This window comes from Arthrobacter sp. TmtSoilC48 (genome assembly GCF_059739425.1).
The window spans coordinates 4,696,419-4,717,034 of record NZ_AP046049.1; the positions used below are offsets into that span (position 1 = coordinate 4,696,419).

General features: G+C 62.1%; 22 protein-coding genes. 11 read left to right on the plus strand and 11 right to left on the minus strand.

Going from position 1 to position 20,616, the window contains the following annotated elements:
- Positions 1-69: 69 nt before the first annotated feature.
- Complete coding sequence (locus AC6I97_RS21525; RefSeq protein WP_497946725.1) at positions 70-1,008, plus strand: phosphoglycerate dehydrogenase; 939 nt, start codon at positions 70-72, stop codon at positions 1,006-1,008.
- Between the two features lie 97 nt (positions 1,009-1,105).
- Here AC6I97_RS21525 and AC6I97_RS21530 read toward each other — a convergent pair whose 3' ends face one another.
- The 3 genes from AC6I97_RS21530 to AC6I97_RS21540 form a co-directional block, all read right to left on the minus strand.
- Positions 1,106-2,395 carry a DDE-type integrase/transposase/recombinase gene (locus AC6I97_RS21530; protein ID WP_497943955.1) on the minus strand — a complete coding sequence of 430 codons (1,290 nt, stop codon included), beginning with the start codon at positions 2,393-2,395 and terminating at the stop codon, positions 1,106-1,108.
- Between the two features lie 207 nt (positions 2,396-2,602).
- The gene (locus AC6I97_RS21535) at positions 2,603-2,893 is read right to left on the minus strand and encodes a DUF1540 domain-containing protein (protein ID WP_223935708.1); all 291 of its coding nucleotides are present in this window, start codon (positions 2,891-2,893) and stop codon (positions 2,603-2,605) included.
- A gap of 124 nt (positions 2,894-3,017) precedes the next feature.
- Complete coding sequence (locus tag AC6I97_RS21540) at positions 3,018-3,203, minus strand: hypothetical protein (RefSeq protein WP_497946726.1); 186 nt, start codon at positions 3,201-3,203, stop codon at positions 3,018-3,020.
- Between the two features lie 256 nt (positions 3,204-3,459).
- Here AC6I97_RS21540 and purS point away from each other — a divergent pair, with 256 nt between their 5' ends.
- Genes purS through purL form a run of 3 tightly spaced genes read left to right on the plus strand, consistent with a single transcriptional unit; the run spans position 3,460 to position 6,792 of the window.
- Entirely contained in the window at positions 3,460-3,711 is a 252-nt protein-coding gene (gene purS, locus AC6I97_RS21545) for a phosphoribosylformylglycinamidine synthase subunit PurS (protein WP_011773385.1), read from the plus strand.
- A 1-nt stretch (position 3,712) separates the two neighbouring features.
- Complete coding sequence (gene purQ, locus AC6I97_RS21550) at positions 3,713-4,486, plus strand: phosphoribosylformylglycinamidine synthase subunit PurQ (protein ID WP_224166317.1); 774 nt, start codon at positions 3,713-3,715, stop codon at positions 4,484-4,486.
- Positions 4,483-6,792, plus strand: coding sequence for a phosphoribosylformylglycinamidine synthase subunit PurL (gene purL, locus AC6I97_RS21555; RefSeq protein ID WP_224094127.1), 2,310 nt, complete (start codon positions 4,483-4,485; stop codon positions 6,790-6,792). The genes purQ and purL overlap by 4 nt, the downstream gene beginning before the upstream one ends.
- A gap of 82 nt (positions 6,793-6,874) precedes the next feature.
- Here the strand turns inward: purL and AC6I97_RS21560 are convergent, their stop codons facing one another.
- From AC6I97_RS21560 to AC6I97_RS21575, 4 genes are read right to left on the minus strand one after another with little or no spacing between them, the layout of a single operon-like run.
- On the minus strand, positions 6,875-8,329 hold the full coding sequence (locus AC6I97_RS21560) for a putative bifunctional diguanylate cyclase/phosphodiesterase (RefSeq protein WP_497946727.1): 1,455 nt from the start codon (positions 8,327-8,329) through the stop codon (positions 6,875-6,877).
- The gene (locus AC6I97_RS21565) at positions 8,326-8,829 is read right to left on the minus strand and encodes a hypothetical protein (RefSeq protein WP_224094126.1); all 504 of its coding nucleotides are present in this window, start codon (positions 8,827-8,829) and stop codon (positions 8,326-8,328) included. Before AC6I97_RS21565 ends, AC6I97_RS21560 begins: the two co-directional genes overlap by 4 nt.
- Positions 8,826-10,004, minus strand: coding sequence for a GGDEF domain-containing protein (locus AC6I97_RS21570; protein WP_497946728.1), 1,179 nt, complete (start codon positions 10,002-10,004; stop codon positions 8,826-8,828). Before AC6I97_RS21570 ends, AC6I97_RS21565 begins: the two co-directional genes overlap by 4 nt.
- A 34-nt stretch (positions 10,005-10,038) precedes the next feature.
- Positions 10,039-10,473, minus strand: coding sequence for a SipW-dependent-type signal peptide-containing protein (locus AC6I97_RS21575; RefSeq protein WP_497946729.1), 435 nt, complete (start codon positions 10,471-10,473; stop codon positions 10,039-10,041).
- Positions 10,474-10,602: 129 nt separating this feature from the next.
- On the opposite strand from AC6I97_RS21575, the gene AC6I97_RS21580 reads away from it, so the two are divergent.
- Positions 10,603-10,896 carry a DUF503 domain-containing protein gene (locus AC6I97_RS21580; protein ID WP_224094124.1) on the plus strand — a complete coding sequence of 98 codons (294 nt, stop codon included), beginning with the start codon at positions 10,603-10,605 and terminating at the stop codon, positions 10,894-10,896.
- Positions 10,897-10,913: 17 nt separating this feature from the next.
- Here the strand turns inward: AC6I97_RS21580 and AC6I97_RS21585 are convergent, their stop codons facing one another.
- Positions 10,914-11,555: a GntR family transcriptional regulator gene (locus AC6I97_RS21585; RefSeq protein WP_497946730.1), complete on the minus strand. Its 642-nt coding sequence runs from the start codon at positions 11,553-11,555 to the stop codon at positions 10,914-10,916.
- A 220-nt stretch (positions 11,556-11,775) separates the two neighbouring features.
- On the opposite strand from AC6I97_RS21585, the gene AC6I97_RS21590 reads away from it, so the two are divergent.
- From AC6I97_RS21590 to AC6I97_RS21615, 6 genes are all read left to right on the plus strand, one after another.
- Positions 11,776-13,116: an MFS transporter gene (locus AC6I97_RS21590; protein ID WP_497946731.1), complete on the plus strand. Its 1,341-nt coding sequence runs from the start codon at positions 11,776-11,778 to the stop codon at positions 13,114-13,116.
- Positions 13,117-13,204: 88 nt separating this feature from the next.
- The gene (locus tag AC6I97_RS21595; protein WP_497946732.1) at positions 13,205-13,999 is read left to right on the plus strand and encodes a carbon-nitrogen family hydrolase; all 795 of its coding nucleotides are present in this window, start codon (positions 13,205-13,207) and stop codon (positions 13,997-13,999) included.
- 51 nt (positions 14,000-14,050) lie between these two features.
- The gene (locus AC6I97_RS21600) at positions 14,051-14,737 is read left to right on the plus strand and encodes a DUF2848 family protein (RefSeq protein ID WP_497946733.1); all 687 of its coding nucleotides are present in this window, start codon (positions 14,051-14,053) and stop codon (positions 14,735-14,737) included.
- Positions 14,734-16,221, plus strand: coding sequence for a 4-hydroxyphenylacetate 3-hydroxylase family protein (locus AC6I97_RS21605; protein WP_497946734.1), 1,488 nt, complete (start codon positions 14,734-14,736; stop codon positions 16,219-16,221). The genes AC6I97_RS21600 and AC6I97_RS21605 overlap by 4 nt, the downstream gene beginning before the upstream one ends.
- A gap of 2 nt (positions 16,222-16,223) precedes the next feature.
- Positions 16,224-16,595 carry a cupin domain-containing protein gene (locus AC6I97_RS21610; RefSeq protein ID WP_224166308.1) on the plus strand — a complete coding sequence of 124 codons (372 nt, stop codon included), beginning with the start codon at positions 16,224-16,226 and terminating at the stop codon, positions 16,593-16,595.
- A gap of 1 nt (position 16,596) precedes the next feature.
- Positions 16,597-17,121, plus strand: a complete 525-nt coding sequence (locus tag AC6I97_RS21615) for a flavin reductase family protein (RefSeq protein ID WP_497946735.1) — start codon at positions 16,597-16,599, stop codon at positions 17,119-17,121.
- Positions 17,122-17,214: 93 nt separating this feature from the next.
- Here the strand turns inward: AC6I97_RS21615 and AC6I97_RS21620 are convergent, their stop codons facing one another.
- The 3 genes from AC6I97_RS21620 to ngcE are packed head-to-tail and all read right to left on the minus strand — an operon-like array spanning position 17,215 to position 20,539.
- On the minus strand, positions 17,215-18,108 hold the full coding sequence (locus tag AC6I97_RS21620) for a carbohydrate ABC transporter permease (RefSeq protein ID WP_216922004.1): 894 nt from the start codon (positions 18,106-18,108) through the stop codon (positions 17,215-17,217).
- Positions 18,108-19,133: a carbohydrate ABC transporter permease gene (locus AC6I97_RS21625; protein ID WP_497946736.1), complete on the minus strand. Its 1,026-nt coding sequence runs from the start codon at positions 19,131-19,133 to the stop codon at positions 18,108-18,110. The genes AC6I97_RS21620 and AC6I97_RS21625 overlap by 1 nt, the downstream gene beginning before the upstream one ends.
- Positions 19,130-20,539 carry an N-acetylglucosamine/diacetylchitobiose ABC transporter substrate-binding protein gene (ngcE, locus tag AC6I97_RS21630; RefSeq protein WP_497946737.1) on the minus strand — a complete coding sequence of 470 codons (1,410 nt, stop codon included), beginning with the start codon at positions 20,537-20,539 and terminating at the stop codon, positions 19,130-19,132. The genes AC6I97_RS21625 and ngcE overlap by 4 nt, the downstream gene beginning before the upstream one ends.
- Positions 20,540-20,616: the final 77 nt, after the last annotated feature.

Below are 20,616 nucleotides of genomic sequence, written 5' to 3' on the forward strand. Positions count from 1 at the left end.
AGCCCCGCGGCCCCATGTCGGGCTAACCTCGTGGACGTACCGGCATTACCTTCTAGCGATGGAGCTGCAGTGAAAATCCTCGTCCCCAATACCGTGACCCTGGACCTGTCCGGCTCCGCCCACCATGTGTTCGTGTACCGCGTCGACCAGCCCATTCCGGACGAGCACCTCGACGCCGAGGTCCTGGTTGTTTGGCAGAACACCTCGGCGAACCTGGCCGACGCAGCCCAGCGTTTGAGCCGGCTTAAACTCGTCCAGACCCTCGCCGCAGGGCCGGATTCCGTGCTGGCAGCAGGATTTGCGGACAATGTGGCCATTACTTCGGGGCGATCACTCCACGACGGCCCCGTGGCCGAGCATGCCCTTGCCCTCATCCTGGCGACGGTGCGCCGGCTCGATCAGCTCCTCGACGCCCAGAAGTCCGCGACGTGGGACCGCGCCTACAACGCAGCGCAGTCCAGTCCAGACACGGAGCAGCTCTACACGCTCGACGGCGCGAACGTCACCATTTGGGGGTTCGGCTCCATCGCCGGACGACTCGCTCCCATGCTGGCCGCCCTGGGCGCAAACGTCACGGGCGTTGCGGGTTCGCGGGGTGAGCGCTACGGCTTCCCTGTCGCTGCGGCAGGGGAACTTGCGGACGTCCTTCGAACCACCGACGTCCTCGTATCCATCCTCCCGGCCACCCCCGAGACCACCAACGCCCTGAACGACGACCTCCTGCGCGCACTGCCCGAGTCCGCCATTTTCGTGAACGTGGGCCGCGGGGCCACCGTCGATGAGGATGCCCTCGTAGCCGCGCTGCACGAGGGTCGCCTCCGGGCGGCTGCACTGGACGTCACCAAGGAGGAGCCCCTGCCCGCAGACTCCAAGCTCTGGAGCACCCCAAACCTGATCATCACCCCGCACGTGGCAGGCAACCGCCCCAAAGGCTCAAGCCAACTGGTGCTGGCCAACATCTCAGCCCTTGGGGAGGGCCGGGCCTTGACCAACCTCGTGGACCGCTGACCCAACTGAGTCGCATTAGAGCGCGTTTAGAGCCGTTGTGATGTCTCAGGACTTCGTAGACACTTCATGTCTCATGACACTGTGGACACTTCATGTCTCAGGACTTCGTGGACACTTCGTGGTTGAGCGGTTTCCGGCGGTCTTTTAGTGGCGGGTATTTGGTTCGTTTGCTTCGTGTGCCTCGAGGGTCAGCAGCGACTCCTGAGGGTTTGCCGTTGCCGACGTAGAGCGTGCCTTTGACGGGGATGGGGTGCGTGATGATCTCGGTGCCGTGGGCATCGAAGAACATCACCGTGGTGCTGTCGTAGATGATGTGCACGGCGGTGCCGGCTAGTTCCTTGCCCATGTTGAAGGCCGTCCCGAACACGGTGACACGGCCGCCCTTGGTGACGCGGCGTTGTTCGCTTTGACGTTGCTCATGGATGGTCACCGCAGGCTCGGGCAGGGCGGGAGCAGGAGTCTTCGGGGTCGCGTGCCAGGCTTCCTCCGGGGTCTGTTTCCCTGGCAGTGCCTGGTGTTCGCGTTCGGTGTTGTAGTACTGGTCGAAGGTGTCGATCTGGGCTTGCAGGATGGCCATGGTCGTGGCCGGTGGCTGCTTACGCAGGTAGCGGTGCAGGGTGAAGTGGAAGCGTTCGTTCTTGCCTTGGGTGGTCGGCTTCCCAGGTTTGCCGGTGATGGGTTCGACCCCATGGGATTTGAGGTATTCCACGAGCGCTCCGGTGCGTCCGCGGCGGGTTGGATTCAGCGCTGCACCGTTGTCGGAGAGGAATTTCTCCGGCACGCCGTGACGTTCGATGGCCAGGGACACGACGGCGATGGCGGCCTCGCTCGTTTCCCCGGTCGCGACCAGAGATGCCAAGGCCAAGCGGGAGTGGTCATCGATGAGTTGAAAGATCGCCACCTTCTTCCCGTTCGCGAGCGGCCACTCGGTTGCGTCGATCTGCCAGCATGCGTTCGGCTGCGGGTAGACGAACCGTTTCTGAGCGTTGTGTGGCTTCTTCCGCGGCTCGGGGATGACGACACCGGCGCGGCTGAAGATCCTGGCCACGGTCGCTCTGGATGGTGGCGCGAAGCCTTTGCGGGACAGGGTCGCGATCACCGACAAAGGGCCGTGATCGTAGCCTCCTTTTTCCAACGCTGCCCGTGTGGCCAAGAGGAGTTCGATCATCGCCGGGGCCGTCGCCGTGGGGCTCGTGAACGGAACTGGCCGCTTCGTTGCCAAGGCCTCCACCGGGCCCGCAATTTCGGCTTCTGCCCGGACTTTGTAAAACCAAGCCCGTGAGACCCCGTGCTTCTTGCAGAACTTGCTGACTTCACCCCGAGGGGCATCAGTCGGCCACAACGCGACTGCTTGACGGACGCTCAACTTCGGTGCGGGTTTGCTCATGAAACCGAGCAAACCCGCACCGAGTGTCTACGAAGTCCTGAGACACACTGTCCACGAAGTCATGAGACATAAGTGTCCATTAAGTCTTGAGACTTCACACGCGTTTAGAGCCGTCAAAACGCGCTCAGCTGCGACCTAGTTGGGCGGGGCGGGCACGAAAAAGTGGGCCCGCCCCCGGGAGGACGGACCCACTTCGCGAGAGTAAGGTCAGGCGTGCTCGTAAGTCAGGCAGTCCGCAGCCTCGCGGCCGGGACCAACTTTGACGTCGTGGGCTTCGCACATGAGGTTGTTGTTGTGAATGCATTCGGACCGCTGGCAAGCACCCACGTGGGCAAGGACCTTGGGAAGGCCACCCATGGCGTTGGTGTCGATGAATGTGGCGCAGGATGCGTGGTCCTGGCTTCCACCAATGGTGATTCCAAAAGCAGTGCATCCGTCGTGGTTGAAGCCGCAGCTGCCAACGCTACAGGCGGATACTTCGGCAATGTGTTCGGTCATTGTTCCTCCTGGTTGGATCCGGATCCAACGGGGGCCTCGCCCCACGTGTAGTCCCCAAACTACGCCGTCTTTGCCGGATTTAACCCGCTGGAATAGCGCATTTGTACATGCGCTAATACCGCCGCTATTTGTTCGGAGCGCGCAGGGCGTCGCTGATCCTCGCGCGCGTTTCCTTATCCAACGGCGCCGTCACGTGGTGTTCCCTCGCCGCCCTGTCAGCCTTGATTTTCTGGATGACCATCCGCCCCAGACCCGCAAAAACAGCTGCGGCTACGACGCCCAGCACCATCGACCTCGGTTTCTCCGCCATGCCCCAATCCTAGTGACGGGCGCCACGCCCGACGAGTGCCGCCGTCGGGCTTTCATTGCCCCCAATTTGGTGGGGGTCGGCGGGGGCTCCTCGCGGAATCCGGCTGAATAGGGTATGCGCGCCGGTCCCGGTAAGATGGGTGTGCAAGCTCGCGGAGCGCCCCCACGCTGTAGAAACCCAGTTGAACGGCGTGAGACGGCAACCTCCGCGGCAGCCTTATTTAAGGTTCACCCAACTCACGCACAGGAGTTACCGGATGCCCCGGATCGTCGTTGACGTCATGCCCAAGCCCGAGATTCTGGACCCCCAGGGGAAAGCCATCGTGGGTGCATTGCCCCGCCTCGGCTTCAACAGCTTCAGCGCAGTCCGTCAGGGCAAGCGTTTCGAACTGACAGTCGACGGCGAGGTGACCGACGCTATCCTGGCCCAGGCCCGTGAGGCCGCTGAGACCCTCCTGTCCAACCCGGTGATCGAGGATGTTGTCAACGTCGAGGTCGTCGAGGCCTGATATGACTTCGATCCCCCTGATTGGCGAGGCCGTGGCCGTCGCCGCCGAGCCCCGGCTCGCCGGCGCCAAGATCGGCGTTGTGACCTTCCCCGGCACCCTTGACGACCGCGACGCCGCCCGTGCAGTGCGGCTTGCAGGCGCCACGGCGGTTCCGCTCTGGCATGCAGACACCGAACTCGGAGATGTTGATGCGGTCATCATCCCCGGTGGTTTCTCCTATGGTGACTACCTCCGCGCCGGCGCTATTTCGCGTTTCGCGCCGCTGATGACGAAGATCATCGACGCCGCGAACTCCGACGCAAAGCTCCCCGTGCTGGGTATTTGCAACGGCTTCCAGATCCTGACCGAATCGCACTTGCTGCCCGGTTCCATGATCAAGAACGACCACCTGAAGTTCATCTGCCGGGACCAGGTGCTGCGCGTGGAGAACGCCAATACTGCCTGGACCCTGGACTACCAGAACGGCCAGGAAATCACTGTGCCGCTGAAGAACCAGGACGGCCAGTACATCGCTGACGAGAAGACCCTTGACGCCCTTGAGGCTGAGGGCCGCGTGGTGTTCCGCTACGTTGGCTTCAACCCGAACGGCTCCCGCCGCGACATCGCGGGCATCTCCAACGCCGCCGGCAACGTAGTTGGCCTCATGCCGCACCCCGAGCACGCGGTCGAGGTCGGTTTCGGACCCGAGTCGCTTGACGGAATCGGCGGTTCCGACACTGACGGCCTGGGCTTCTTCACCTCCGTTTTGAACAAGATTGTGGGAGGCGACAAGTGACCACGGAAACCACTAAGAAGTTCAACATCGATACTGTTGAGCACGCTGCCAAGACCCCGGACACGGAACTCCCGTGGGCCGAGCTGGGCCTGAAGAAGAACGAATTCGACGAGATCGTCAAGGTCCTGGGCCGCCGCCCCACCGGCGCCGAACTGGCCATGTACTCCGTCATGTGGAGCGAGCACTGCTCCTACAAGTCCTCCAAGAACCACCTCCGCCAGTTCGGCGAGAAGGTCACCGAGGAAATGAAGAAGGACATGCTGGTGGGCATCGGCGAGAACGCCGGCGTCACCAACCTGGGCGACGGCTGGGCCGTGACGTTCAAGATCGAGTCCCACAACTCGCCGTCGTTCGTTGAGCCTTACCAGGGTGCCGCTACCGGCATCGGCGGCATCGTCCGCGACATCATCTCCATGGGCGCACGCCCCGTCGCCGTAATGGACCCGCTGCGTTTCGGCGCGATCGACCACCCGGACACTGCCCGCGTCATGCACGGTGCCGTGGCAGGCATCGGCGGCTACGGCAACTGCCTCGGCCTGCCGAACATCGGCGGCGAAATGGTCTTCGACTCCGTCTACCAGGGCAACCCGCTGGTGAACGCACTCGCGGTGGGCGTCATGCGCCACGAGGACATCCGCCTCGCCAACGCCTCCGGCAAGGGCAACAAGGTTGTTCTGTTCGGTGCCCGCACGGGTGGCGACGGCATCGGCGGCGCTTCGGTGCTGGCCTCGGAGTCCTTCGATGACACCAAGCCCTCCAAGCGCCCCGCCGTCCAGGTGGGCGACCCCTTCGCGGAGAAGGTCCTCATCGAGTGCTGCCTTGAGCTCTTCAAGGGCTCGCTGGTTGAAGGCATCCAGGACCTCGGCGCCGCAGGTATTTCCTGTGCCACGTCCGAGCTCGCCTCCAACGGCGACGGTGGCATGGAGGTTGAACTGACCTCCGTCCTGTTGCGCGACCCCACGCTGACTCCGGGCGAGATCCTCATGTCCGAGTCGCAGGAACGCATGATGGCCGTGGTCACCCCGGAGAACATCGAAGCGTTCGAAGCTGTGATGGACAAGTGGGCTGTGGAGTACTCCTGGTTGGGTGAGGTCACCGATACCGGTCGCCTCATCATCACTTGGGAAGGCGAAGTAATCGTCGACGTCGATCCCCGCACCGTTGCGCACGACGGCCCGGTCTATGACCGCCCGTTCGCACGCCCGGAATGGCAGGACTCGGTCCAGGCGAACTCCTTCACCGGTTCCGTTGAGGACGCCAACCGTCCTTCCGCTCCGTCGGAACTGGCTGCTGCCGTTACTGAACTGGTCGCTTCGCCGAACATGTGCAGCAAGGACTGGATCACCAACCAGTACGACCGCTACGTGGGCGGCAACACCGCCATGGCTTTCCCTGACGACGCCGGAGTGGTCCGCGTTGACGAGGAAACCGGCCTGGGCGTTGCCCTGGCAACCGACGCCAACGGCCGCTACACCTACCTTGAGCCGTACCAGGGTGCACAGCTGGCTCTGGCTGAGGCCTACCGCAACGTCGCCACCTCCGGCGCTGTTCCGATGGCCGTCAGCGACTGCCTGAACTTCGGCTCCCCCGAGGACCCGGACGTCATGTGGCAGCTCGCCGAGGCCATCCGTGGTTTGTCAGACGCCTGCATGGAGCTCGGCATCCCGGTGACAGGCGGCAACGTCTCGCTGTACAACCAGACCGGCACCACGCCCATCCACCCCTCCCCTGTGGTGGCAGTCCTGGGCAAGCTCGACGACGTCGCCCGCCGCACGCCGTCGGGCTGGCGCGAGGACGGCCAGGCCATCTACCTGCTCGGCACCACCGCAGCAGAGCTGGACGGTTCGGAATGGTCCAACCTCCGCGGACACCTCGGTGGCCTGCCGCCGAAGGTGGACCTCGCAGCTGAGCGTGCGTTGGGCGAGATCCTGATCAACGCTTCCCGCGACGGCATGGTGGATGCAGCACACGACCTCTCCGAGGGTGGCCTCGCTGCCGCACTGGTTGAGTCCTCGCTGCGCTATGGCGTGGGCGCCCGCATCGCCCTTGAGGAACTTATGGAGCGCGACGGCGTGGACCTGTTCACCGCCCTCTTCTCCGAGTCGCAGGCCCGTGCAATCGTCTCGGTGCCACGCTCCGAGGAAGTCCGCTTCAAGGACATGTGCACCGCCCGCGGCTTCGCCCACCTCCGGATCGGCGTGGTTGACGCTGCCGGTGGAAAGCTGGAGATCAACGGCGTGGACGAGCTGTCCTTGGACGCCCTCCGTGAAGCACACGAGGCCACCTTGCCGAAGTACTTCGGCTAAGCCTCCTCGCTCAAGCAACGCGGGGTCACTTACAGCCCATAAATCCCCTCGGGATGGGCCGTAAGTGACCCCGCGTTGCTGTTTAAGCGGGCCAGGTCTGTTGGCGGGAGAGCTGGGCCGTGAATTCCGGCCCGGGCAGAGGGCGGCCGAAGTAATAGCCTTGGCCACTCGTGCACCCGATGCTTCGAAGCGCTTCGGCCTCTTCCGCCGTTTCGACTCCCTCCCAGATGCCCTCAAGGCCGCACGAGCGGATAACCTGTTGGATCGCGGCGAGGAAGCCAAGTTGCGTCGAATCCTTACCGAGCCCTTGGACGAACTGCCGGTCCACTTTCACGCGGTCCACCGGAAGTTTTCGGAGATATCCCATGGACGAGTAGCCCGTCCCGAAGTCGTCGATCTCCAGCCCAACACCCAGGCGGTGCAGGCTCGCCAAGGTGTAACGGTCCAGCTCATTGTTTTGGATGACGGCGCTCTCCGTGAGCTCCAAAACCAGTGATTCCGGTGGCAGACCCGTTTTGACCAGCGCGTCCCGCACGTCGTCCACGAACTCCAGGCTTTGCAGGTCCGCAGCAGAGACATTGATTCGCATCGTGAAATGGTGTTGTGCCGTGGCCGGGTTGTCCCGCCACTGACGCAGTTGCTCCACGGCTGCCCGGAGGACCCACCGGCCCAACTCTGCGATCAAGCCTGTGGCCTCTGCAACGGGGATGAAGTGGTCCGGCATGATCAGCCCACGCACAGGGTGGTTCCAGCGGACCAAGGCCTCGGTGCCCTCAATCCGGCCAGTGGCCAGCTCAACGATCGGCTGGTAGAAGAGGACCAGCTGGTCCGAGCGGATGGCTTCCCGGAGCTCCCCCACAATCTGGCGCTGGAGTTGCCGGGCATGAAGCGTGGAGGGATCGAACAACTTGAGCTTGTTCCGGCCCTCGCTCTTGGATTCCTCCATCGCCATATCGGCCTCCTGGAGAAGGTCCTCGACGCTATGGTGCGGCTCTGCAATCCGAAGGCCCATGCTGGCACCGCAGCGGACACTGCTGTTCCCGAGGTCGATGTTGGGTTCCAGAGCCGCAAGGATACGGTTTCCGACGGCGGCCGCCCGGTTTTGCGGCGTGGCGGGCAACAGCACGGCGAATTCGTCGCCACCCAGGCGGGTAACGACGTCGTTCTCCCGGACCGCCGAGCGGATCCGCATCCCGACCGTGACCAGAATCTGGTCTGCGGAAGCATAGCCAGCGGACTTCTTGAGTCCCTTGAAGCCATCCAGGGTTACGAGGAGGAGTGCGGCTGGGGGCGCACCCCCGGCAGCAGCCTCCTGCGCTTCAACGAAGGCATCCATCAAAGCCACACGGTTGCCAAGCCCCGTGAGGGCGTCCGTGAAGACTTCGCGCCGCTGCTCGTGGCGTGCTTGGTGGAGCTCCTCCATCAGCGCCCTGATGTGCCGCTCCAGTTTCGCGATCCGGGCGTCAATGTCGGCCGGGAAGGAGCGGCTGGGCTGGATTCCGCTGGGTTGGGCTGTGCTGGGCTGGGCTGCGTTCACGACGCTTCCATGCGACGCAGGGTGTCGTCAGCTACGGCTTTCGGTTTGGCAACAGGGTTGCGGCGTTCGTCGAGGAAGAGCCGGTACGAGGCGACATCGAGCCTGCCGTCTCCTTCAATGGGAGTCCCGGCCCGGTACACGTGCGTAATCCAGGAACCTCCCAGGATGGCTTCGATCCACGCATCGCATTCGGCCAGCGGAAGAGGTACACGCGTTCCGGTGTTTCGCCGATGGCCGGCGATGGAGACCGTAATGCAACTGCCCAGGAGCCCTTTATCTGCGGTGAACCATGCAAGGCCCTCTACGTCGGCCACAATGGTCAGGTTTGCGCTGTCATCGCCTACGGACTGGACGGGTTGCATCCGCACGGAACGCCGGGCCACGTTCAAGGCTGCGGGTGTTCCAGCCTGGTACGGAGCACTGGTGATGTCGTGCCGGAAGGCACTCAGTTCCTGGTTGTGCTGGATCTGGATCCGGGTGGTGAGTTCATTGATTGTCATGATCGTGCCTCGTCAGCGATAGTGGCCGCCTGGAGGCGGTCTGCTCCTACAATCCGGTTTCTTCCCTGTGCTTTGGCGCTGTACAGGGCTGCGTCTGCCACCTCGATCATGGAGGTGAGGTCTGGGGCAGCGGGGGTGCTTGCCGTGACTCCGTAGCTGATGGTGGGGAAGGACACGCCCTCCGGAACCTGGGTGGAAGCCATACGGCGGCTGATCTCGACCGCAATGCTTTGGGCCCGCTCCTGCGTGGCTCCGGGAAGGAAGAGAACAAATTCTTCGCCGCCATACCGGCCGATGAGGTCCGTTGACCTGACCGAGGACGTGCAGGCTTCGGCGAAAGCCTTCAATGCGACGTCACCTGCCCGGTGCCCATGAGCGTCGTTGACCAGCTTGAAGTGGTCCAGGTCAGCCAGGACTATTGCGGCACCGGAATCATTGGCGCGCAGTCGTTTGAGTTCGGTGGATGCGAGGTCCAGGAAGGCTCCCCGGTTGAGGAGACCTGTCAGGTGGTCCTTGGTGGCCCGTTCCTTCAGGCCCTTGATCAGTTGGTCGCTGCTTAATGTGGTCATACTGAAGGACACCGTCACCAGCAGCACCAAGGACACCAGGCCCGAGGGCGCAGGACCAAAATAGATACGGAATGTTGCGCTGTCGGGGCCTTCGAGTGCGTAGACCAACCAACGGCCCAGGTAGTAGATCGCCAGAAGTCCGGCGGCCAGGGAGAGTGCTTTGTGCACTTGCGAGTGGGTCGCCTTGATGAACCACAAGTCACGGGCCGCCAGTGCGATGCCCAGGGTCATCATGGCCAGGTACACGAAGCCGCCGGACCACACGTTGGAGCCGGGACTTTCCTGGACGGAGGCCACCGCGGTGACGACGGGAGCGACGGCGAGTTGCCACGGTGCCGCTTTAAGGTCCCGCAGCGTACGGGCACCCGCCCAGACGCTGAACGCTCCGGCCACCACCAGGACGTTGCCGGAAGGGTTGGCCCAGTGCTGGGCCGGTGTTCCGTTCAGGAGGAACGCGGTGTTTCCCAGCATGAACTGCAGCAGGGCCAGGCTCCACCAGCCCGCGTAGGGTGACCGGGTGCGCCGGTACGAGGCGAGGAACAGCGCGAAGAGCGTCAAGGTGACCACTCCGAGGGCTATCCTCACCGAAAACGAGTCGAGCACCATTGTTCGCTCCTGCCGCTTGGTCCCACGCCAATTTCTAACATGTCAGGGTTCCTGTCAAAGCGGAGCCTTTCCATGTGTTGGTCGAGCCGGGAACCTTGTAATACCCGCGGATCTCGTAGGTCCAACTGCCCAGGGGCTGAATTCCGGACCTATAGGACTTTCCGGCATTCTTGCTAAGGTCGCCGGTGAATTCCAAAGTCCCGGAGGGGCTGTACAGCTTGATCTCGTGATAGTTCGCGCCAGGAACTTCCGCGAAGGAAATCACGTCCACGGCGACCTTGGCACCGTTCGCCGAGCAGGTCATCACCACGTCCGCGCTGGTCGGGGCAAGGAGACGCATGGCCGAGTACTGCGGCGTGGCATTCCTGGTGTCAGAGAATGCGGCAAGGGCTGCGGTGGGACCGGCCATCATGGAAACAGCGACGGCGGTTACGCCCGCGAGTGCGCGCCAGGTATGGTTCTTGCTCATGCCGCCCGCCCCCTTAGCTGCTTCCGGCCCTGCTCTGGTTCCAGTCTGATCGGGCTGGATCAATCCCGGTGCGGCATTTCCTCAAGATTGGCTCAGGATTCCGGGCCGGAGACGTGCCCATAATGAACCATGTGGATCGGTTGGATTGAATTCGATGTGCTCCTGGGCGATGTCCATAGCCTCAAGGAGAAGCGCTCGCTCGTGCGGCCCGTCATTGCTGAACTCAAACGCCGCTTCGAAGTGTCCGCAGCCGAGACCGGACTGCAGGACCAATATCGCCGGACCTTGCTGGGTGCGGCGCTCGTGGCGCCTGACCGCGCGCACCTCAAGGAAGTGCTCGACGCCGTTGAACGCTTTGTCGCTGCCCGGCCCGAGCTTGAGCTGCTGAGCGCAAGGCAACGGGAGCTGCACAGCGAAGACTAGGCGTCCAAACCCAGGGGTTAGTAGCCGATGACCGCCAGCCGCGTTGAGTCCAGATGGGCATCGATTGCTTGATGTGCGGCGTCCAGGCTCCGGGTGCGCAAGGCATCCACAATCAGCTGATGCTCGCGGAGCACGTCCCCGGCACGGTCTGTCCCCTGCGTGACAGCGCGGACACCAATCCTGAGTTGCCGCTGACGAAGGGAAGCGTAGAAATCGGCCAGGATTGGATTTCCTCCCGCACGCACCATGAGCGTGTGGAATTCTGTGTCCAACTCAATGAACCGGGCGGGGTTCTCCTTCGCTTCGCGCTGCTGGTCGATGATGCGTTGGAACGCGTCGATCTGCCCATCCGGCATGCTGTCCAGTGCTGAGACGGCCCACTTCTCCACCACGGAGCGGGCCTGAAGGATTGCCCGGACGTCGGGGTCCGAGATTGGCGGAACGTAGGCGCCTTTGTGTGGAATCCGTTTGACGAACCCCTCGGCTTCGAGGCGCAACAATGCCTCACGGACCGGTGTGCGCGACGTACCGGTGGATTTTGCGAGAACCGCCTCATTGAGGAAGGTCTCCTCATCCCGCGGCAGGGCAGCGATATAGCTTTTCATCCACTGATAAGCCACTTCGGGCTGTGATTGAGCAGTGGGGGTCATCTGGATCATGGAGAGCCTTTCTCGCGAAGCCCAGTATACGAGTTGCATTCAGGACCGGCCCGGACGCTCTCGAAAAAACTTCTTCGTCAAATATAGACGGGTTGTATACAACTAGTCTACAGTGTTGTTCAGTGACTCCGCTCACCCATTTGGAACCCCTCAATTTCCTGGGACCGGCCTCGCTTCCCCGGAAGCCCCGGCCGCTCCCAACCGCAAAAGGATCCCCACAATGACCGATTTGAAGAAAGCAGAACTGAGGCAGCAGAAGCACTCCAGCCTGCCCGTGGTCGCTGCTTCGAGCCTGGCCGGCACGGCCGTCGAATGGTACGACTTCTTTCTCTACGGCACCGCCGCCGCATTGGTTTTCAACAAGCTCTCTTTCCCTACCGGTGACCCCCTCGTGGGAACCATGCTGGCGCTGGGAACATTCGCCGCCGGCTTCCTTGCCCGCCCGCTGGGCGCCGTCGTCCTGGGGCACCTGGGCGATAAGCATGGCCGCCGTGCCACCCTGGTAGCCAGCCTCATGCTCATGGGCGTAGCCACCACACTTATTGCGTTCATCCCTTCTTATGCAGCCATCGGCGTCGCAGCACCGTTGCTGCTCTTGCTGTTGCGCCTGATTCAGGGATTCGCACTGGGCGGCGAATGGGGCGGGGCCGTTCTCCTCGTTTCCGAGCACAGCAATGACAGCGCACGGCGTGCATTCTGGGCATCCTGGCCAAACATGGGTCCGCCGCTGGGCAACCTCATGGCTGCAGGTGTGCTGGCAATCCTCGCCGCCACCATGCCCGAAAGTGAATTCCTCGCCTGGGGCTGGCGCCTCGCCTTCGGACTGTCCGCCCTCCTGGTGATCATTGGCCTGGTCCTGCGTCTCTACGTTCAGGAGACTCCGCTGTTCAAGGAAGCACAGCTGAAGCGCGCGGCAGAAGCCATCAAGGAACGGAAATTGCCCCTGGCCGTTCTGTTCCGCCGCAACTGGCGCCAACTGCTCATCGCCACCGGCAGCCGCATGGGTGAAAACGCAGGCTTCTACATCTACTCGCTGTTCATCATCACCTACGTCACCCAAATCATGGGCTTGCAGCGGCAGACAGGCCTCACCGCCGTCATGATCGGCCAGGGCGTCGCGGTCGTCGCCATCCCCATCCTGGCGCTCTATGCGGACAAAGTGGGCCGGAAGCCGATCATGATCGGCGCTTCGATCGCCACAGTCATCTGGGCGTTCGCGTTCTTCGCACTGCTTAACACAGGCCAAGTCTGGGGCATTATTGCCGCCGCCGTCGGCGGTCTGTTGATCTTCGCCGCCTACAGTGCCGTGATCGGTGCGTTCTTCTCCGAGTTGTTCCCCACGGATGTCCGGTACAGCGGCACCTCGGTTGCGTACAACCTCGCCTCGCTGATCGCCGGATCCCTGTCCCCCATCATTGCCCTGGCTCTCTACAGCGCCTTCGGCACTGGCTACGCAATCGGCATCTACCTCGCAGCGATGGGCCTAATCTCCATGGTCTCGGTCATGTTCGCCAAGGAAACCAAGGGCCTGCGTCTCAGCGACCTGGACGAACAGAAATAGTCCCCCGCGAGATGGCACTTCATAACAGTGTTTGCCCAAAACATTGGCGCGAAGTGCCAACTCGAAACACGAAAGTAAGGAACCAACCATGAAAGTCGCACTCGTCCAGGTGGCCAGTCCGGATTCGGAATCCCGTGGGCAGCGGATAGATCGCGTTGAAGCGATTCTTCGCGGCATCGACGGTGCCGAGCTGATCGTCCTGCCCGAACTATGGAGTGCCGGATACTTCCACTTCGATGAGTACGAAGCACTGGCCGAGACCCTCTCTGGTCCCACGGTGTCCATGTGTTCACGGGTTGCCGCAGATCTTGGTGTGTACCTTCACGTCGGGAGCATCATCGAGGCCGGCGGGGACGGCCGGCTCAGCAACACGTCCATCCTGCTGGGACCGGACGGGAAAATCCTGCACACGTACCGGAAGATCCACGTCTTTGGTTACAAGTCCAAGGAAGCCAGCCTCCTCACCGCCGGATCCTCCCTGCCTGTGGTGGAGTTGCCCTTCGGAGCAACGGCCGGGATCACCTGCTATGACCTCCGGTTCCCGGGCTTGTGGATGGAGCTGAGCACCCGGGGTGCGGAAATCGTCATCGTCCCTGCAGCCTGGCCCGCAGCGCGTCGCGAACACTGGCGCCTGCTCACAACCGCCAGGGCGCTGGAACACCAAATCTTCGTCATTGCCTGCAACGCCGCAGGCAACCAGGAAGGCGTGGAGCTTGGAGGACACAGCCGGGTGGTGGACCCGGCCGGCAACGTACTCGCCGAAGCCGGCGCCGGGGAATCAGTGCTCATGGTGGACATCGATCCCGATCAGGTCAAGGCAGTACGCACCGAGTTCCCGGTCATTGGTGATCGGCTCGCGGCCTACGACGCCCTTGCCGTTTGACCTTTGGCCAAGCCGAAACACCACGATTCAGGCAGCATTCAAGGAGACGTAATGGAAACAACACGGCAAGTCCCACTCACCTTCAGGGTGGTGGGCACGGACAAGACAATCACGGTCTCGGACTTCCACGCAGTAGTGGCCGGCTATACCGGCCGGGATCCCAAGGCCGTGCAGCATCACATCGACGAGCTGGCAGCCATTGGCGTGGCTCCACCGCCGGAAGTGCCCATGTTCTACCGGATGGACTCGCACCTGTTCGATACATCAGGCGAACACGACACCAGCAACAACCTGACCTCCGGCGAAATTGAGCCACTCTATATTCGCCACGACGGAAAGTACTACCTCGGCATCGGTTCCGACCACACGGACAGGGACATCGAAGCCCAGGACATTGGCGATTCCAAAAGGGCATGCCCCAAGCCCATCGCTTCCGAGGTCATCGAAGTCCCTTCACTCGAGGACCTGGACCTTGACCAGTGCACTGCCCGCTCGTGGGTGGACGGCGAACTGTACCAAGAGGGTTCGTTGGCGGGCCTGCGCAAGCCGGCGGACGTCGTCGAAAAGCTCCTGGCGCGGACGGACATCGGTGACTCTGACTTCATGTGCCTGGGTGGCACTCTGCCACTGCTGAAGGGGAAGTTCGTTGACGGAACTTCCTGGAAAGTAGAGCTCTCGCTCCCGGATGGGACGAGAATCGAACACAACTACAAAATCAAGAAAGGCTCACTTCGATGAGAACCGGAAAGCAATACCTGAAGTCCCTGAACGATGGCCGGACGGTGATCCTCGATGGCGAGGTAGTTGGCAACGTCCTGGAACACCCGGCGTTCGCGAAGGTCGCCCGGACCATTGCCGAGCTGTTCGACATCGCAGCCGATCCCAGCAACGGCATGCAGTTCCACTCGGAAGAAATCAATGGACCCGCGAACCGCACGTTCGCTGCCCCGCGCACCCAGGAAGAGCTCGTCCTCCGCCGTCACGCCATTGAACAGTGGGCCAAGCATACCCATGGCTGGGTAGGCCGCAGCCCCGACCACGTGGGTACCTTCTTCGCCGCCTTCGGCTCGCACGCGGACGTGTTCAAGAATGACGAGCGCGACTTCGCCGGCAACGTGGAGCGGTACTACAAGAAGATCCTTTCCGAAAACCTGTACCTTTCCTACGCGATCATTCCGCCGCAGGTCTCCCGCGCAACCACTGCGTCCGGTTGGGAAGGCGAATACCTGCAGGTCGGCGTCGTGCGTGAAACCGAGGAAGGCATCATTGTCCGGGGTTCGCAGATGCTCGCCACTGGCGCGGCCATTGCGGACGAAGTGTTTGTCACCTGCATCAAGCCGCTGGGTCCGGATGACGTGGACTTTGCCGTCAGCTTCGCCGTTCCGGTGGCGACTGACGGGTTGAAGCTATATTGCCGCCGTCCGTTCGCGCCGGCAGCCACCAGCGACTTCGACTACCCGCTGACCAGCCACTACGACGAGCCGGACGCACTTGTGGTCTTCGATGACGTCCTCATCCCCTGGGACCGCGTGTTCATCAACCGGAACATCGATACCCTCCGCCGCCAGTTCTTCGACACCGGTGCCCACGCGTTGGGAAACTGGCAGGCCCAGATCCGGTTCTCCACCAAGCTGAAGTTCATTGCTTCTGTTGCACGCAAGGTCACCCAGGTGAACGGCACGGACAAGATCCCCGGCGTGCAGGAGAAGCTTGGCGAGCTCGCCGCGATCGTGCAGTCGGTTGAATCGGCGGTCCTTGCGGCCGAATACACGGCAACGGTTGACGACGCCGGCATGGTGGTTCCCGGGAAGAGCGCACTTTACGGGGCCATGGGTCTTCAGTCCGAGACTTACCCGCGGGTGATTTCGATCCTTCGCGATCTGGTTGGTGGTGGCGTGCTGCAACTGCCGTCCAGCGTCGCGGACATGACCAGCAGTGTGACCCGTCCGGACATGGAACGCTATGTGCAGTCCCCCGGTGTTGCCAGCGAAGAGCGCGTGAAGCTGTTCAAGTTGGCCTGGGACATCATCGGTTCCGAGTTCGCCGGACGCCACCAGCAGTACGAAATGTTCTACGCGGGCGCCCCGTTCGTGGTCCGCGGTGCCTACACCTACCGGAACTACGGCTACGACGCCCTGGTGGCCGAGCTGGACAAGTACCTTGGTTCTTACGGCATCAACGGCCCAGTAGACGGCGGCGTCAACGGCTTGGAAGGAGAATAGCCATGGCAAAGCCCGAATTCGAGTTCACCCCCACCTCCTCGGTGGATTTCGCACCCTGCAACCCGCACATTGAGGGCTTGTCGGAGGCCATCCTTGCCCGGGATTCGGACAATGACAGCGTCACGCGCATCCTCAAGTTCGAACCCGGGACGGACACCTCACCCAACGGCGTCCTGACGCACGATTTCTGGGAAGAGGTCTTCATCTTCGAGGGCTCGTTCGTGGACCAGCGCCTGGGCAAGACCTTCAAAGCCGGCGACTGGGCCACCCGCCCGCCGGGCATGGAACACGGTCCGTGGGTTTCCGAGACCGGGGCCAAGATGTTCGAGGTCCGGTACTACACGGATTCCGTACCAGCCGAGCGGAGCAACTGACATGAGCCTCGCACCGCTCTTCACTGTTCCCGATGCCATGGGAATGCGCCGCGCAATGGGCCGCTTCCTCACGGGAGTCGCCGTGGTCACCACCAAGCACGAGGATGAGCTGTACGGAATGACCATCAGCTCGTTGACCTCCATCAGCCTGGAACCGCCTATCCTCATGATCTCGCTGAACTTCGGCACGCGGACCGGTGAGGCGTTGATCGAGAGTGGCAAGTTCGCCGTCTCGATCCTTGGGGCCAAGCAGGAGTCGATGGCGCGACGCTTTGCGGTGCGGGGCGGCGACCGTTTCGGCGAGGGCGAATTCGACATGACCGAGAATGGACTTCCCGTCATCAAGGGCGCCCTCGCCCAGGCTGATTGCACCGTTGTGCAGCAGTACGACGTCGGAGATCACCAGGTCTTCTTCGGCCAGGTCACCACGTGCCGGGACCGGGACGGCGAGGTTCTCGCGTTCAAGGCGGGCCGCTTCGGCTCGTTCTCCGACTTCGGCCACGCGGAGATCCCCTGGATGTTCTAACCCCCTCTTAAAGCAACGCGGGGTCACTTACGGCCCATAAATCCCCTTGGGATGGGCCGTAAGTGACCCCGCGTTGCTTTTGGCAGGCGTGTGCTATTTCGAAGTGCCCTGCGAGACCGAACCCTGCAGTTGACGCTGGAAGATGACGTACACAATCAGCACAGGAACCACCGTGACAGTGACGGCGGCGAAGAGTGCCCCGAAGTCCACGGCGTACCCCATCTGGCCGGCGAAAGCCGCGAGGCCCTGCGAGAGAACACGCGGCCCTGCAGCATTGATGGATACAGGGATGAGGAACTGGTTCCACAGGCCCAGGAAGTTGAAGATGGCAACCGAGGCGAGGCCCGGCTTGGCCATCGGCAGCATGACCTGGAAGAAGGTCCGCCACTCCCCTGCTCCGTCGAGTGCTGCTGCTTCGGTGATTTCGTGCGGCAGGGACTTGAAGAAGGAGAACAGGAAGAACACTGTGAACGGCAGGGCGAACCCTACGTACACAATGATCAGGCCCGGCAGGGTGTTCAGCAGTCCGATGTTCTTCAGCACGAAGAACAGCGGGACCATGGCAAGGAAGATCGGGAACGTCAGGCCGGCCAGCATGAGGTAGTAGATCGCCCGGCTGCCCGGGAATGTGTACCTCGCCAGGACGTAGGCGCACATTGCACCGAGCACCATGACGATCACCAGTGCCGAGCCCACCACAACCACGGAGTTCAGGAAATAGCTCCCGATCCCGGCCTCACTCCAGGCCTTCACATAGTTGTCGAACCGCCACTGCGAGGGCAAAGCGAACGGAGAGGCGAAGATCTCGCTGGATGTCTTGAAGGAGGACATGAACGTCCACAACAACGGCAGGATCACGATGAGCGACCAAATGGTCAGCGCAGTGTGTGAAACAGCGCCCACCAGTTTGTCCCCGGGAGTAGTGGCGGGTTTGCGCGGCTGGAAATGCAGCGACTTCATTTCAGGGGTTGAGACTTTTGTTGTCATTAGATGCTCACGTCCTTGTCGCCACCAGTGAGCCGGTTAACCACGAACACCAGGCCGGAGAAGATCAGGGTGGCCACGGCCAGGACAACGCCCATGGCACTGGCCAATCCGAATTGGCCCTTGCTGAAAGCCGTGAAGAACAATTGCTGTGCCATCACGAGCGTCGAGTTGTCCGGACCACCGCCGGAGTTCAGCGCCGCCATGTAGACGAACGCATCGAGCGCCAGGATGCCCATGTAGATATAGGCGGTCTGGATGTTGTCCCTGATCAGGGGGATGGTGATGGACACGGCGGTGCGGAGCCTTCCCGCGCCGTCGATCCTGGCGGCCTCGAACAGCTCAGCAGGAATGCCCTTGATGCCGGCCACGAAAAGGACCATGTAGAAGCCAACAAAGCCCCACACAATCACGAACATGGTGGCGGTCATGGCTGTGTTCTTATCGCCCAGCCACGCGAAGTCCTTGAACTGGTCAAGGCCCATGCTGGTCAGGATCCCGTTGAGCAGACCCCCGGACGGATCATAAATCTGGCCCCACATGATGCCGATCGCGATGGCAGGAATCGTGTACGGGAAGAACGAAACAACGCGGTAGAAGCTGGAATTGCGCAGCCCCTTGATCTGGCCCTTGCTGCTCCCACCCACGGTGACCATGGTTGCGAGGACCAGGCTCAGGATGATGGTGACGATAGGCAGCACGATGACCAGGAGAATGTTGTTCCCCATCGCCTTCATGAAGATGTCGTCCGAGAAGATCCTGGCGTAGTTCTCAAAGCCGATGAAGTTCTGTGTGGGCGAAAAACCCGACCAGTCCGTCAAGGAATATCCGAAGGCCTGGATGAACGGCCAGATCACGAACAAGAGATAGATCGCCAGCGGCAGGCCAAGGAACACCGCGAAGAAGCTGGCCTTGTCCCACGTCAGCGGCTTGCGCCGGCGCCTCACCACAACCGGTGGGGCCACGGCCGGAACGACGGCGGCCAGGCCCTCGTCGTTCCGGCTCTGCTTGGTTTTCACTACGGTCACTTCACTTCAATCTTCTTGACCGAGCTGTCGTTGCGGACCTTGTCGGTGATGTTCTGGAGGCCGGAGGTCAGCGTCGCAACGTCGGACTTGCCGTCGAGGAAGGTGTTCATGACCACGAGGTGGTCTTTGTTCATGCCATACAGGTCAATGAAGTTCCAGGTGAAAATGTCCTTGCCCGCATCGTCCAACAACTTCGTCTGCGAGACCAGGGCAGTCGACCCGAAGCCATCGGCCGGAACAGTGTCCTTGACGATAGTGGGGGCGAGCTTGGTCTTGGCGAAGTTGGTGGCGGCTTCCTTGGAGAGCATGACGCGGAGCATCTCCTTGCCGCCGGCGACGTTCTTGCCTTGGGATGGAACGATGAACGGCTCACCGGCAGCGCTGTGCAGCGCGCTGTACGGCATCTTAGGACTGGCGCTCACAGTCGGGACAGGAGCGCCTGTCATCTTGAAGTTCGCCTTGGTCTGGTCCTTCATCTCGTTTTCGATCCACGAACCGGACGGGTAGAACACGGCCTCCTGGGCGTTGCTCCACTGCGCCTGCGCAGCTGTGAACTGGGTGCCCGAACCGCCGGGCTTGAAGTACCCAGCCTTGACGATCTTGTCCAAAGCCGTGAAGACCGACTGGACGGCCGGGTGCGACCAGCAGTCTGCCTTGAGGTTCTCCAACGCCAGGCGAACTTCGTCGCCGCCCTCCTTGATAGCAGACTCCATCATCATCCAGAGATAATAGGAGGCGGCTTCCTTGCCCCAGACGAACAGGTACTTGCCTTTGGCCTTTGCCTGCTCGCCGAGCGCGTACATTTCGTCCCAGGTCTTGGGGACGGTCCAGCCGTTTTCCTTAAGCAGGGAGTCGGAGTACCACATGGCAAACACGGTAAGAACGTAGTTCAGCGCGGCCAGCTTGCCCTCGAAGGTTCCCGGAGCCAGCACTCCGCCATAGAGGGTGTCCTTGATGACCTTGCCCTCAAGGTTCTTCGCCTCCACCACGCTGGTGAGGTCCTCGAGCTGGGCCAGGATGGTGCTGAAACCAATGGATTTGGCACCGGAGTTATCAATCAAGTCCGGTGGGTTGCCACCGACGAAGCGCGGCTGGAGCTCCTGCGCGATATCGGTGGACGGTGCAATCTTGACGGTGGAACCCGAGTGGGCCTTTTCGAAGGCCTTGCCGGCGAACTCCACGTAGTCGATGCCATAGCCGCCCTTGAAGATCACGGCGTCAACGGTGGACTTGTCCGCCATGCCAAAGGGGTTGGTGTCGGAGACAGTGCCCGTGGGGCCGGTAGTGGTACCGCCACCACCTGCTGCGCAGGACGCAATGGATCCCCCCATGGGGACGAGCACCGCAGCTGCGAGTGCCCCGCGGAGGAATCCGCGGCGGCCAAGGGACTGGTGCTGAACGTTCATTTTCGTAACCCTCCAGTGACTCGTAATGTCGACTGTTGCGGCAGGCGGCCGGAAAGTCGGACAGTCTGGGTTGGCCA